A 14,084-nucleotide genomic window follows, 5' to 3' on the forward strand; every position below is an offset into this window, starting at 1 on the left:
CAGTCAGTCACAACACGCTTTGGGAAAACCTGGGCAACCTTCAGGCTGAAACGCGTGGGATCGTATCGTCGGCGCGCAGTGTGAAGATCTCGTAGCCGGTTTCGGTGACCAGTAGGGTGTGTTCCCACTGCGCCGAAAGCTTGCGGTCCTTGGTAATGGCGGTCCAGCCGTCGCCCAGCACCTTGGTGTCGGCTTTGCCCTGGTTGATCATCGGCTCGATGGTAAAGGTCATGCCTGCCTTGAGCTCCATGCCGGTGCCGGCGCGGCCGTAGTGCAGGATCTGTGGCTCTTCATGGAACACGGTGCCGATGCCGTGGCCGCAGAAATCACGTACCACCGAGAAGCCGTTCTTTTCAGCGTGCTTCTGGATCACTTCACCGATATCGCCCAGGCGGCAGCCGGGTTTGACGATTTCGATCGCCTTGTACATGCATTCCTGGGTGACTTGGGACAGGCGTTCGGCCCAGACCGGCACGGTGCCGACGTGGAACATGCGGCTGGTATCGCCGAAGTAGCGATCCTTGATCACGGTGACGTCGATGTTCAGGGTGTCGCCGTCCTTCAGGGGTTTGTCGCACGGAATACCGTGGCAGACCACATGGTTGATCGACGTGCAGATTGACTTGGGGAAGCCCTTGTAATTCAACGGCGCAGGAATGGCACCCTGCACATTGACGATATAGTCATGGCAGATCTGGTTGAGGGTGTCCGTGGTGACGCCCGGCTTGACGTGCTCGGCAATCATTTCCAGCACGTCGGCAGCCAGTTTGCCGGCAATGCGCATGCCGGCAATGTCTTCGGCGGTTTTCAAACTAACGGTCATACAGGCTCTCTCTAGCGCGAAGCGCTGAAATCAATACGGTTTACGGGCGCGCGACAAAAGGTTACAGAATTCGCAAAAGCCCCAAAAAACGCGATTCTAACAGACGCGGGCGGCAAATCATGAGCCCCTGACGATCGCTTCTCTCTATAAGGTGGGGCTATATCCGCTCTATTCAAAGGGTTGCGCATAAGCCGCGCACGCCAAATGTGATTGCGGGTTTCGTTTTCGCCCTTCGTGTGGTATAAAATGCGCCGCTTTCCGGGGATGCCCCGAAGAGCTTAAATCCACACACGTGTCGACACGATGACCTGGGTGCCGGAGGCCTTGATGCCGCTGGTTGGTCATTGGGATACGTGGAGGCCAAACCCGACTTATTAAGGAACTATCATGTCCCAAGTCAATATGCGCGATATGCTGAAGGCCGGTGTGCACTTCGGTCACCAGACCCGTTACTGGAACCCGAAAATGGGTAAATACATTTTCGGCGCGCGTAACAAGATCCACATCATCAACCTTGAAAAAACCCTGCCAATGTTCAACGAAGCTCTGACTTTCGTAGAACGTCTGGCCCAGGGCAAAAACAAGATTCTGTTCGTCGGCACCAAGCGTTCCGCTGGCAAGATCGTTGCTGAAGAAGCAGCACGTTGCGGTTCGCCGTACGTCGATCACCGCTGGTTGGGCGGCATGCTGACCAACTTCAAAACCATCCGTGCTTCCATCAAGCGTCTGCGTGACCTTGAAGTGCAAGCCGAAGACGGTACTTTCGCCAAGCTGACCAAGAAAGAAGCGCTGATGCGCTCCCGTGACCTGGAAAAGCTCGATCGTTCCCTGGGTGGTATCAAGGACATGGGCGGTCTGCCTGACGCACTGTTCGTTATCGACGTTGATCACGAGCGCATCGCGATCACCGAAGCCAACAAGCTGGGCATCCCTGTTATCGGCGTAGTCGATACCAACAGCAGCCCGGAAGGCGTTGACTACATCATCCCAGGCAACGATGACGCAATCCGCGCTATCCAGCTGTACATGGGTTCGATGGCTGACGCTGTAATCCGTGGTCGCAACCACGTTGCTGGTGGTACCGAGCAGTTCGTTGAAGAAGCTCCGGTAGCCGCAGCTGAGTAATTGACGCCCTGGCGTTGACTCAGTAAGCAAAAAGGGGGCTTGGCCCCCTTTTTGCCCCCTCGAAAACCATTTGTGCGCAGCGCAGCTACATCATCTGTAACGTGCAGCGGCCTACAAGGGTGGTTCGGGAAGAATTGATCCCCCGTTCGATCGGGTGGAATGGTTGAAAACCTATCCAAGAGGAATTTGAAAATGGCAGCAATTACTGCAGCGTTGGTTAAAGAACTGCGTGAGCGTACCGGCGAAGGCATGATGGATTGCAAGAAAGCCCTGGAAAAGGCTGACGGCGACATCGAAAAAGCAATTGATGACATGCGTGCTTCCGGCGCAATCAAGGCTGCCAAGAAAGCAGGCAACGTGGCTGCTGAAGGCGCTATCGCTCTGAAAGAAGACGGCAAATCTGCTGTTCTGCTGGAAGTGAACTCGCAGACCGACTTCCTGGCTCTGCAAGACGACTTCAAGGCATTTGTTGCTGCCAGCGTTGATAAAGCGTTCGACGACAAACTGACTGACGTCGCTCCGCTGATCGAAGCACAAGAAGCTGCACGCCTGGTACTGGTCGGCAAAGTTGGCGAAAACGTCAACATCCGTCGCCTGGTACGCGTTGAAGGTGACGTTGTTGGTGGTTACCTGCACGGTAACAAGATCGGTGTTGCAGTCGTCCTGAAGGGTGGCAACGTTGAGCTGGCTAAAGACATCGCTATGCACGTAGCGGCCAGCAACCCAGAGTTCCTGCTGCCTTCGGAAGTTTCTGCCGAAGCGATCGAGCGCGAAAAGGCTGTGTTCCTGCAGCTGAACGAAGAAAAAATCAAAGGCAAGCCAGAAAACATTGTTGAAAATATGGTCAAAGGCCGTATCAGCAAGTTCCTGGCCGAAGCAAGCCTGGTTGAGCAGGCGTTCGTTAAGAACCCTGAAATCAAGGTTGGCGAACTGGCTAAGAAAGCCGGTGCTGAAATCGTTTCCTTCACTTACTTCAAAGTAGGCGACGGTATCGAGAAGCCGGTCGACAACTTCGCTGAAGAAGTTGCTGCCCAGCTGGCTGCCGCCAAGCAATAAGACAGTTTTCAACTGTCGCCCGAAAGAGGCTGCCCGCTCACGCGCGCAGCCTCTTTTCAAATGGGCAGGCCGAATTAATTTGGCTTACCCTCGGAACTGGCTTACAAAGCCGTGTTCCGATGGCGCTGTGAGAGCGTCCAGCTAGAGTGAACGCAAGCCGTAAACGGCTCGCCAAGAATTTTTAAAAAATACGCCGCAGGAGAGATTCGCAATGGCTCAGCAGGGCAGTGGTTATCAGGCTCGCTATAAACGCATTCTACTCAAGCTCAGCGGCGAGGCCCTGATGGGCTCGGAAGAGTTCGGGATCGATCCCAAGGTGCTCGACCGCATGGCGCTGGAAGTCGGCCAACTGGTTGGTATCGGCGTGCAAGTCGGCTTGGTGATCGGCGGCGGTAACCTGTTTCGTGGCGCGGCGCTGAGTGCGGCCGGTATGGATCGGGTCACTGGCGACCACATGGGCATGCTGGCCACTGTGATGAACGCCCTGGCGATGCGTGATGCCCTGGAGCGTGCCAATATCTCGGCTATCGTGATGTCGGCTATTTCCATGGTGGGTGTGACCGATCACTATGATCGTCGCAAAGCCATGCGCCATTTGAACTCAAAAGAAGTGGTGATCTTCGCCGCTGGTACCGGTAACCCATTCTTTACCACTGATTCGGCGGCGTGCCTGCGTGCCATCGAAATCGACGCTGACGTGGTTTTGAAGGCAACCAAGGTAGACGGTGTGTACACCGCAGACCCATTCAAAGACCCGCATGCCGAGAAGTTCGATCATCTGACCTACGATGAAGTGCTGGATCGCAAGCTGGGTGTCATGGACCTGACGGCTATTTGCCTGTGCCGCGACCACAAGATGCCGCTGCGCGTATTTAATATGAACAAGCCCGGCGCCCTGCTGAATATCGTACACGGCGGCGCGGAAGGGACTCTGATCGAGGAAGGCCAACAATGATCAATGAAATCAAGAAAGACGCCCAAGCGCGTATGCAGAAATCCCTGGAATCTTTGAGCCATGCATTCGGCCAGATTCGTACTGGCAAGGCGCACCCGAGTATTCTGGGTAGCGTGATGGTGCCTTACTACGGCGCTGACACTCCGCTGAGCGGCGTGGCAAACGTTACCGTTAAAGATTCGCGCACCCTGCAAGTCGTGGCTTTCGAGCGCAACATGCTCGCTGCGGTCGACAAGGCGATTCAGAGTGCCGGCTTGAACCTCAATCCGACCAACCTTGGCGAACTGCTGCTGATCTCCATGCCTGCCTTGACCGAAGAAACCCGCAAGGGCTTCACCAAGCAGGCACGTAGCGCGGCTGAAGATGCACGCGTTGCTGTGCGCAACATCCGTCGTGATGCCCTGGGTGACCTGAAGAAACTGGTTAAGGACAAGGAGATCAGCGAAGACGAAGAGCGTCGTGCCGTCGCTGATATCGACAAGCTGACCAAAGATGCCGAGGCCCAGATCACCAAGGCCACGGAAGAAAAAGAAAAGGACCTGATGGCCGTATAAGGGTCAGGACGCCTTCATGGAAAAGACCAAGCAGACTGTACCCTCTTTGGTGCCGCGCCATGTCGCGATCATCATGGATGGGAATAATCGCTGGGCGAAGAAACGCTTTATGCCGGGTGTCGCCGGGCATAAAGCGGGTGTCGATGCGGTGCGGGCTGTGATTGAGGTGTGTGCCGAGGCCAAGGTCGAGGTGTTGACCTTGTTCGCCTTCTCCAGTGAGAACTGGCAGCGGCCCGCCGAAGAAGTCAGCGCCTTGATGGATCTGTTCTTCAAGGCGTTGCGTCGTGAGGCGAAGCGCCTTAATGACAACAATATCAGTCTGCGCATCATCGGTGATCGCTCGCGATTCCACCCGGAGCTGCAGGCGGCCATGCGCGAGGCGGAGGCCATCACGGCTGGCGCCAACCGTTTTGTGCTACAGATCGCAGCCAATTACGGCGGCCAGTGGGATATCGCCCAGGCTGCACAGCGGCTGGCTCGCGAAGTGCAAGCCGGTCATCTTCGACCGGACGACATCACGCCTGAACTGTTGCAAACCTGTCTGGTGACCGGTGATCTGCCATTGCCTGACTTGTGCATCCGTACCGGCGGTGAACATCGCATCAGCAATTTCCTGCTGTGGCAGTTGGCCTACACCGAGCTGTACTTCTCCGACCTGTTCTGGCCGGACTTCAAACACGATGCCATGCGTACTGCGCTGGCCGATTTCGCTTCCCGCCAGCGTCGCTTCGGTAAAACGAGTGAGCAGGTCGAAGCTGGAGCCCGGGTTTAAATGCTTAAACAACGAATCATCACAGCACTCATCCTGTTGCCGATCGCCTTATGTGGGTTTTTCCTGCTCGATGGGTCCGGCTTTGCCCTATTTATCGGACTGGTCGTAACCTTGGGCGCCTGGGAATGGGCACGCTTGGCAGGTTTCAACGCGCAATTGCCACGCTTGGTGTATGCCACTGTCGTAGCGGTGTTACTGTTTCTGATGCACACCCTGTCGAGCATCATCGTGCCTTGGGTGCTGGGTGCTGCGGTGCTGTGGTGGGCGCTTGCGACCTATCTGGTGTTGACGTTTCCGCGCAGCAGTGGCCACTGGTCCAGTGTTGCCAGCAAGTTGGTGATTGGCTTATTGATTCTGTTGCCAGCCTGGCAAGGGTTAGTGGAGATCAAGAACTCGCCGATGGGCAATTGGCTGATCATGGCGGTGATGGTGCTGGTGTGGGGCGCAGATATCGGCGCCTACTTCTCGGGACGGGCATTCGGTAAGCGCAAGCTGGCACCGGCAGTCAGTCCGGGCAAGAGTTGGGAAGGGGTTTACGGCGGCCTGGCATTGACCCTGCTGATCACTTTGGTGGTCGGTGTGGTGCGGGATTGGTCAGTAACGGACATCTTCCTGGCTCTTCTGGGTACGGCTATCGTCGTGTTCATCTCGGTCGTGGGCGACCTCACTGAAAGCATGTTTAAGCGCCAGGCCGGGGTCAAGGACAGCAGTAATCTGCTGCCAGGGCACGGTGGGGTGCTGGACCGTATTGATAGCCTTACCGCTGCTATTCCGATCTTTGCCGTGCTGTTGTGGATGACTGCTTCGTGAGCCGTCTGCAGCAAGTAACCGTGTTGGGCGCAACCGGCTCGGTAGGGTTGAGCACCCTCGATGTGATCGCTCGTCACCCTGATCGCTATCAAGTGTTTGCCCTGACGGGATTCACCCGTCTGAGCGAGCTGCTGGCGCTGTGTGTGCGTCATGCGCCTCGCTTTGCTGTGGTGCCTGAAGCAGCGGCAGCGCAGGGCCTGCAGGATGACCTGCGGGCTGCCGGACTTGCCACGCAGGTGCTGGTAGGCGAGTCGGGATTGTGTCAGGTCTCGGCCGATGCCGAGGTGGACACTGTAGTCGCCGCTATTGTCGGTGCCGCCGGCTTACGCCCAACCTTGGCTGCCGTCGACGCGGGCAAAAAAATCCTGCTGGCCAATAAAGAAGCGCTGGTGATGTCTGGCGCGCTCTTTATGCAGGCGGTGCGTAAAAGCGGTGCGGTGCTGTTGCCGTTAGACAGTGAGCACAACGCAATCTTTCAGTGCATGCCCGGAGACTATGCTCGTGGCTTGAGTCAGGTAGGCGTTCGTCGGATTCTGCTGACCGCTTCCGGTGGGCCTTTCCGGCAAACTCCGTTGGTAGAGCTGGAGCATGTGTCTCCGGATCAAGCATGCGCCCATCCGAACTGGTCCATGGGCCGCAAAATCTCCGTGGATTCGGCAAGCATGATGAACAAGGGCCTGGAATTGATCGAGGCCTGCTGGTTGTTCGATGCGCGGCCGGATCAGGTCGAGGTGGTTATTCACCCGCAAAGCGTGATTCATTCCTTGGTCGACTACGTGGATGGTTCAGTCTTGGCCCAATTGGGCAATCCCGATATGCGTACGCCGATCGCTAATGCCCTGGCGTGGCCGGAGCGGATTGATTCCGGCGTGGCGCCACTCGACCTGTTTGCAGTTGCTCGCCTGGATTTTGAAGCGCCGGACGAACAGCGCTTTCCTTGTCTGCGCTTGGCGCGGCAGGCGGCGGAGGCGGGTAACAGTGCGCCAGCGATGCTCAATGCGGCCAATGAGGTGGCCGTGGCGGCGTTTCTCGAACGGCGCATCCGCTTTCCGCAGATCGCGAGTATTATCGAGGACGTTTTGAGTCTTGAGCCTGTGGTGGCTGTAAATGACCTCGGGGCGGTATTTGAGGCAGATACCAAGGCGCGGACCTTGGCCGAGCAATGGTTGAGCCGCAACACGCGTTAGTCTGTGGGCGCGCTTGAGCCTTCGGGTACTGGATTGGATTGCGGAGAAATTAGATGAGTGCGCTTTACATGATTGTCGGCACCCTGGTTGCTCTGGGTGTGCTGGTCACCTTCCACGAATTCGGCCACTTCTGGGTGGCGCGTCGTTGTGGCGTCAAGGTACTGCGTTTTTCCGTCGGTTTCGGCATGCCGCTGGTTCGCTGGCACGACCGTCGTGGCACCGAGTTTGTGATTGCGGCCATCCCGTTGGGTGGCTACGTCAAGATGCTCGATGAGCGCGAAGGCGAAGTGCCGGCTGATCAGTTGGACCAATCCTTTAATCGCAAGACCGTTCGTCAGCGTATCGCTATCGTTGCCGCTGGTCCGATCGCCAACTTCCTGCTGGCGATGCTGTTCTTCTGGGTGTTGGCCATGCTGGGCAGCCAGCAGGTGCGTCCAGTTATCGGCGCGGTTGAGGCGGACAGTATCGCTGCCAAGGCTGGCCTGGTCGCTGGCCAGGAAATTGTGTCTATTGATGGCGAACCGACAACGGGTTGGGGGGCGGTCAATTTGCAGTTGGTGCGTCGCTTGGGTGAAAGCGGCACTGTTAATGTTGTGGTGCGTGAGCAGGACTCCAGCGCCGAAATCCCGCGGTCGTTGGCCTTGGATCATTGGCTCAAAGGCGCTGATGAGCCTGATCCGATCAAGTCCTTGGGTATTCGTCCGTGGCGTCCGGCACTGCCGCCGGTCCTTGCCGAGCTGGATCCGAAGGGGCCAGCCCAGGCTGCAGGTCTGAAAACCGGCGATCGTCTGTTGGCCCTCGATGGCCAGGCGCTGGGTGAATGGCAGCAAGTGGTCGATCTGGTTCGTGTACGCCCTGATACCAAAATTGTGCTGAAAATTGAGCGCGACGGTGCTCAAATCGACGTTCCCGTTACTCTGGCGGTGCGTGGCGAAGCCAAGGCAGCCGGGGGGTACTTGGGTGCTGGCGTCAAGAGTCCGGAGTGGCCGCCATCAATGGTGCGTGAGGTCAGCTTCGGGCCGTTGGCGGCGATTGGCGAGGGTGCAAAACGCACCTGGACCATGAGCGTACTGACCCTGGAATCCCTCAAGAAAATGTTGTTCGGCGAGCTCTCGGTAAAAAACTTGAGTGGACCGATAACCATTGCTAAAGTGGCGGGCGCTTCTGCCCAGTCGGGTGTCGCGGATTTCCTGAATTTCCTGGCTTATCTGAGTATTAGCCTGGGTGTTCTGAATTTGCTGCCCATTCCTGTACTGGATGGGGGGCATCTGTTGTTTTATCTGGTCGAGTGGGTGCGTGGTCGCCCCTTGTCGGATCGAGTGCAGGGTTGGGGGATACAGATCGGTATCAGTTTGGTTGTCGGGGTGATGTTATTAGCCTTGGTCAACGATCTGGGTCGACTGTAACGCTTCGCTGAATTGCGAATCTGCCGCATTTTGCGGCAGTTTGTTTATTGCCAGTTGGAATAAGAAAGGACTTCATGAAACGTCTGCTGCTAACTGCGGTTCTCACCGTATTGATGATCGCCGAAGTTCACGCCGAGTCCTTCACCATCTCCGATATTCGCGTCAACGGCCTCCAGCGGGTTTCCGCGGGTAGCGTCTTTGGTGCATTACCGTTGAACGTCGGTGAACAGGCTGATGATCGTCGCCTGGTGGAATCCACTCGTGCGCTGTTCAAAACCGGTTTCTTTCAAGACATCCAACTGGGGCGCGAAGGTAACGTCTTGGTCATCACCGTCGTCGAGCGACCTTCTGTCGCCAGTATCGAGATCGAAGGTAACAAGGCGATCTCTACTGAAGACCTGATGAAGGGCCTCAAGCAGTCCGGCCTGGCCGAGGGCGAGATCTTCCAGCGCGCCACTCTTGAAGGTGTGCGTAACGAACTGCAGCGTCAGTACGTTGCCCAGGGCCGCTACTCGGCGACTGTGGAGACGGAAGTGGTCCCGCAGCCTCGTAACCGTGTCGGCCTCAAGGTCAACATCAACGAAGGCACCGTGGCGGCCATTCAGCACATCAACGTGGTGGGTAACACCAAGTTTGCTGATGACGACCTGATCGACCTCTTCGAGCTCAAGACCACCAACTGGCTGTCGTTCTTCAAGAACGACGACAAGTACGCCCGTGAAAAACTCTCCGGTGACCTGGAGCGTCTGCGTTCGTACTACCTGGACCGTGGCTATATCAATATGGATATCGCGTCGACCCAGGTGTCCATCACCCCGGACAAGAAGCACGTCTATATCACCGTTAACGTCAACGAAGGCGAGAAGTACAAGGTTCGTGACGTCAAGCTGAGCGGCGACTTGAAAGTACCTGAAGACCAGGTCAAGTCCCTGCTGCTGGTGCAGAAAGACCAGGTGTTCTCGCGTAAGCTGATGACCACCACGTCCGAACTGATCACCCGTCGTCTGGGTAACGAAGGCTATACCTTCGCCAACGTCAACGGCGTACCGACCCCGCACGATGATGATCACACAGTGGACATTACCTTTGTGGTCGACCCAGGTAAGCGTGCCTACGTGAACCGTATCAATTTCCGTGGCAACACCAAGTCTGCGGATGAAGTGCTGCGCCGTGAAATGCGTCAGATGGAAGGTGGCTGGGCGTCGACGTACTTGATCGACCAATCCAAGACCCGTCTTGAGCGCCTGGGTTTCTTCAAGGAAGTCAACGTTGAAACCCCGGCTGTACCGGGCGTGGATGACCAGGTTGACGTTAACTACGCAGTAGAAGAGCAAGCATCGGGTTCTATCACTGCCAGCGTCGGCTTTGCACAAAGCGCAGGTCTGATCCTCGGTGGTTCCATCACCCAGAACAACTTCCTCGGTACCGGTAACCGTGTGTCTATCGGCCTGACTCGAAGCGAATACCAGAGCCGATATAACTTTGGTTATACCGACCCCTACTGGACTGCTGACGGTGTGAGCTTGGGCTACAACGCCTTCTACCGCACCACCGACTACAAAGACCTCGATGTTGACGTTGCAAGCTATGCAATCGACAGCCTTGGCGCGGGTGTCAACGTCGGTTATCCGATCAGCGAAACCTCGCGTTTGACCTTCGGCCTGACCGCGCAGCAGGATGAGATCAAGACCGGTGTCTACACCGTGGACGAAATCTTCGACTTCACTCGTCGTGAAGGTGACAAGTTCCTGAACTTCAAGGCGTCTGCTGGCTGGTCCGAGTCGACCCTGAACAAAGGTGTACTGGCAACCCGTGGCCATTCCCAGAGCCTGACTCTGGAAACCACTACGCCGGGCAGCGACCTGTCGTTCTTCAAGCTCGACTACCGTGGTCAGTTGTTCCAGCCGCTGAGCGACAACTACACCATGCGCCTGCACACTGAGCTGGGGTATGGCGACGGTTATGGTTCGACCAATGGTTTGCCGTTCTATGAGAACTACTATGCGGGTGGCTTCAACTCCGTACGTGGCTTCAAAGACAGCACCTTGGGTCCTCGTGGTACTCCGAGCCGAGGTGCTGGCGTAACCGGTAACCAAGGCACTGTGGCTGACTCCGACAACGACCCACTGCCGTTCGGTGGTAACGTGTTGATCCAGGGCGGCGCGGAGATTTTGTTCCCGCTGCCATTCGTAAAGGATCAGCGTTCGCTGCGTACGTCCGTGTTCTGGGACGTGGGTAACGTGTTCGACTCCAAGTGCGAGCAGATTAGAAACCCGAGCGGTGTTAAATCCAACACTCAGTGCAACGACGTGAGCCTGACCAACCTGGCGAGCTCCGTGGGTGTGGGTGTTACCTGGGTGACTGCGCTTGGTCCGTTGAGCTTTGCTCTGGCCATGCCGATCAAGAAACCGGATAACGCTGAAACCCAGATTTTCCAATTCTCCCTCGGCCAGACGTTCTAAGCGTCTGACCCAAGATAACGACAACGGATTCTGTAGGAGTACATCGTGCGTAAGTTGACTCAATTGGTTCTGCTGGCCACCGTGCTGGTGACCACCCCGGCCTTCGCCGAAATGAAAATCGCCGTTCTGAACTATCAGATGGCATTGCTGGAATCCGATGCGGCCAAAAAATACGCCGTGGATGCCGAGAAGAAATTCGGTCCGCAACTGACCAAGCTTAAGACGCTGGAAAGCAGCGCCAAGGGCATCCAGGATCGTCTGGTAGCGGGTGGGGACAAAATGCAGCAAGGCGAGCGCGAGCGTCTGGAGCTTGAGTTCAAGCAAAAGGCCCGTGACTATCAGTTCCAATCCAAGGAGCTGAACGAAGCCAAGGCTGTTGCCGACCGTGAAATGCTCAAGCAGCTCAAGCCGAAACTCGACAGCGCTGTGGAAGAAGTCATCAAGAAAGGTGCCTTTGACTTGGTGTTCGAGCGTGGCGCAGTAATTGACGTCAAACCTCAATACGACATCACCCGCCAGGTGATCGAGCGCATGAACCAGCTGAAGTAAGCCATGACCGCGACTATCAAACTCGGCGAGTTGGCCGAGTTCCTGGGGGCCACCTTGCGTGGCTCCCAGGAGAAGGAAATCACTGGGCTAGCCACCTTGCAGGAGGCTGGCCCATCTCAGTTGAGCTTCCTCGCAAACCCTCAATACCGTAAATACCTCGTCGATAGCCAAGCCGCAGCCGTATTGCTCAAGGCAGCTGACGCCGAAGGGTTTGCCGGGGATGCGCTGGTGGTAGCTGACCCGTATCTGGCCTATGCGCAGGTTTCGCACCTATTTGATCCAAAACCCAAGGCAGCCAGCGGCATTCACCCGTCGGCGGTGATCGCCGATGATGCCCGCGTTGATCCTGCGGCGAGCATTGGCGCTTTTGCGGTGATCGAGAGTTGTGCGCGCATTGCGGCCGGTGTAACTGTTGGTGCGCATTGCTTTATTGGTGCGCGTTGTGAAATCGGTGCCGATGGTTGGCTGGCACCTCGCGTGACCCTTTACCACGATGTGCGTATCGGTGAACGGGTGGTTATCCAGTCAGGTGCGGTGATCGGAGGGGAAGGCTTCGGCTTTGCCAACTCCAAAGGTATCTGGAACAAGATTGCCCAGGTCGGCGGCGTTTTGATCGGCGACGACGTGGAAATTGGTGTTAATACAGCTGTCGATCGCGGGGCCTTGGCCGATACCGTGATCGGCAACGGTGTGAAGCTCGACAACCAGATCCAGATTGCTCACAACGTACAGATTGGTGATCACACCGCCATGGCCGCGTGCGTGGGGATTTCCGGCAGCACCAAAATCGGCAAGCATTGCATGCTCGCCGGTGGCGTCGGTCTGGTGGGGCATATTGATATTTGCGACAACGTTTTTATCACCGGAATGACCATGGTCACTCACTCGATTACCGAGCCTGGGGCCTATTCATCCGGTACCGCCATGCAGCCTGCGGCTGAATGGCGCAAGAGTGCAGCACGTTTGAGGCAGCTCGACGACATGGCTCGACGTCTCAAACAGCTGGAAAAGCGTGTTGGGGACGTGACCCCTGGCGGTAATGCTTCATCTGAAGGCTGATACCATTTCCATATCAAGTGTGCACAGCCGCTAGACTGCCTCCTTGATTTGCTAGCGGGGCGTGCGTTTAGTCGCCCGCCCCCAATCTTTATTACAGGCTTCCCCCCGAAATGATGGACATCAACGAGATTCGCGAATACCTGCCTCACCGTTACCCGTTCCTGCTGGTGGACCGCGTAGTGGACCTCAATGTTGAGGAAAAGCGCATTCGTGCCTACAAGAATGTCAGCATCAACGAACCGTTCTTCAACGGTCACTTTCCCGCGCATCCCATCATGCCGGGCGTGTTGATCATCGAAGCGATGGCCCAGGCTGCCGGTATCCTTGGTTTCAAAATGCTTGACCTTAAGCCTGCCGACGGCACGCTTTACTATTTCGTGGGCTCCGACAAGCTGCGCTTTCGCAACCCGGTTACTCCGGGTGACCAGTTGATCCTGGAAGCCAAATTCATCAGCTGCAAGCGCCAGATCTGGAAGTTCGAATGCCAGGCCTCGGTAGACGGCAAGCCAGTGTGCTCTGCCGAGATCATCTGCGCGGAACGCAAACTATGAGTTTGATTGACCCTCGCGCAATCATCGATCCGTCGGCCGTACTGGCCGCCGACGTTGAGGTCGGCCCCTGGTCGATCATCGGCGCAGGTGTGGAAATCGGCGAGGGGACTGTCATCGGGCCGCACGTGATCCTCAAAGGTCCGACCCGCATTGGCAAACACAACCGCATCTACCAGTTTTCCTCGGTAGGCGAAGACACCCCGGACATGAAGTACAAGGGTGAAGAAACACGCTTGGTAATCGGTGATCACAACATCATCCGTGAAGGCGTGACCATTCACCGTGGCACCGTGCAGGATCGTGCCGAGACCACACTGGGTGATCACAATCTGGTTATGGCCTATGCCCATATCGGGCATGACAGCGTGATCGGCAACCACTGCATCCTGGTCAACAACACGGCGTTGGCTGGCCACGTGCACGTCGACGATTGGGCAATCCTGTCAGGCTTCACGCTCGTCCATCAGTACTGCCACATTGGGGCCCACAGCTTCTCCGGCATGGGCACCGCCATCGGCAAGGACGTCCCGGCGTTCGTCACGGTGTTCGGCAACCCCGCTGAAGCTCGCAGCATGAACTTCGAAGGCATGCGCCGTCGTGGTTTCAGCGAAGAGGCCATTCACGCCCTGCGTCGTGCCTATAAGGTGGTTTATCGCCAGGGGCTGACAGTAGATCAGGCGTTGACCCAACTGACCGAGCCGGCAGCGTTGTTCCCGGAAGTCGCGGTGTTCCGTGATTCGATCCAGGCGTCGACTCGCGGCATCACTCGCTGATC

14 protein-coding genes are annotated in these 14,084 nt (G+C 56.8%); 13 read left to right on the forward strand and 1 reads right to left on the reverse strand.

All coding sequences use genetic code 11. The features are described from left to right. Window positions 1-40: 40 nt before the first annotated feature. Entirely contained in the window at window positions 41-823 is a 783-nt protein-coding gene (map, locus tag CKW32_RS02930; protein ID WP_032891656.1) for a type I methionyl aminopeptidase, read from the reverse strand. A gap of 387 nt (window positions 824-1,210) precedes the next feature. Between map and rpsB the strand changes: the two genes are divergently transcribed. The 13 genes from rpsB (at window position 1,211) to lpxA (ending at window position 14,082) form a co-directional block, all read left to right on the forward strand. Then, window positions 1,211-1,948, forward strand: coding sequence for a 30S ribosomal protein S2 (gene rpsB, locus CKW32_RS02935; protein ID WP_003189158.1), 738 nt, complete (start codon window positions 1,211-1,213; stop codon window positions 1,946-1,948). Between the two features lie 192 nt (window positions 1,949-2,140). Further along, window positions 2,141-3,004 (forward strand): translation elongation factor Ts, encoded by an 864-nt coding sequence (gene tsf, locus CKW32_RS02940; RefSeq protein ID WP_032891654.1) that lies wholly within the window; start codon window positions 2,141-2,143, stop codon window positions 3,002-3,004. A gap of 211 nt (window positions 3,005-3,215) precedes the next feature. Then, entirely contained in the window at window positions 3,216-3,959 is a 744-nt protein-coding gene (gene pyrH, locus CKW32_RS02945; RefSeq protein ID WP_003189161.1) for a UMP kinase, read from the forward strand. After that, complete coding sequence (gene frr / locus CKW32_RS02950; RefSeq protein WP_016974404.1) at window positions 3,956-4,513, forward strand: ribosome recycling factor; 558 nt, start codon at window positions 3,956-3,958, stop codon at window positions 4,511-4,513. The genes pyrH and frr overlap by 4 nt, the downstream gene beginning before the upstream one ends. Before the next feature lie 16 nt (window positions 4,514-4,529). Continuing rightward, on the forward strand, window positions 4,530-5,285 hold the full coding sequence (gene uppS / locus CKW32_RS02955) for a polyprenyl diphosphate synthase (RefSeq protein ID WP_032891653.1): 756 nt from the start codon (window positions 4,530-4,532) through the stop codon (window positions 5,283-5,285). Continuing rightward, window positions 5,286-6,095, forward strand: a complete 810-nt coding sequence (locus tag CKW32_RS02960) for a phosphatidate cytidylyltransferase (protein ID WP_095184006.1) — start codon at window positions 5,286-5,288, stop codon at window positions 6,093-6,095. After that, window positions 6,092-7,282, forward strand: coding sequence for a 1-deoxy-D-xylulose-5-phosphate reductoisomerase (gene ispC, locus CKW32_RS02965; protein ID WP_095184007.1), 1,191 nt, complete (start codon window positions 6,092-6,094; stop codon window positions 7,280-7,282). Before CKW32_RS02960 ends, ispC begins: the two co-directional genes overlap by 4 nt. 53 nt (window positions 7,283-7,335) lie before the next feature. Further along, window positions 7,336-8,688 carry a sigma E protease regulator RseP gene (gene rseP, locus CKW32_RS02970; protein WP_095184008.1) on the forward strand — a complete coding sequence of 451 codons (1,353 nt, stop codon included), beginning with the start codon at window positions 7,336-7,338 and terminating at the stop codon, window positions 8,686-8,688. Window positions 8,689-8,762: 74 nt separating this feature from the next. Continuing rightward, window positions 8,763-11,150: an outer membrane protein assembly factor BamA gene (gene bamA / locus CKW32_RS02975; protein ID WP_095184009.1), complete on the forward strand. Its 2,388-nt coding sequence runs from the start codon at window positions 8,763-8,765 to the stop codon at window positions 11,148-11,150. Between the two features lie 45 nt (window positions 11,151-11,195). Continuing rightward, the gene (locus tag CKW32_RS02980; protein WP_003172279.1) at window positions 11,196-11,699 is read left to right on the forward strand and encodes an OmpH family outer membrane protein; all 504 of its coding nucleotides are present in this window, start codon (window positions 11,196-11,198) and stop codon (window positions 11,697-11,699) included. 3 nt (window positions 11,700-11,702) lie between these two features. Continuing rightward, complete coding sequence (gene lpxD, locus CKW32_RS02985; protein ID WP_095184010.1) at window positions 11,703-12,758, forward strand: UDP-3-O-(3-hydroxymyristoyl)glucosamine N-acyltransferase; 1,056 nt, start codon at window positions 11,703-11,705, stop codon at window positions 12,756-12,758. A gap of 110 nt (window positions 12,759-12,868) precedes the next feature. Continuing rightward, on the forward strand, window positions 12,869-13,309 hold the full coding sequence (gene fabZ / locus CKW32_RS02990) for a 3-hydroxyacyl-ACP dehydratase FabZ (RefSeq protein ID WP_003172281.1): 441 nt from the start codon (window positions 12,869-12,871) through the stop codon (window positions 13,307-13,309). Next, window positions 13,306-14,082, forward strand: coding sequence for an acyl-ACP--UDP-N-acetylglucosamine O-acyltransferase (lpxA, locus tag CKW32_RS02995; RefSeq protein ID WP_032891646.1), 777 nt, complete (start codon window positions 13,306-13,308; stop codon window positions 14,080-14,082). Before fabZ ends, lpxA begins: the two co-directional genes overlap by 4 nt. Window positions 14,083-14,084 lie beyond the last annotated feature (2 nt).

It is taken from the genome of Pseudomonas sp. Irchel 3H9, assembly GCF_900187495.1.
GTDB lineage: Bacteria > Pseudomonadota > Gammaproteobacteria > Pseudomonadales > Pseudomonadaceae > Aquipseudomonas > Aquipseudomonas sivasensis.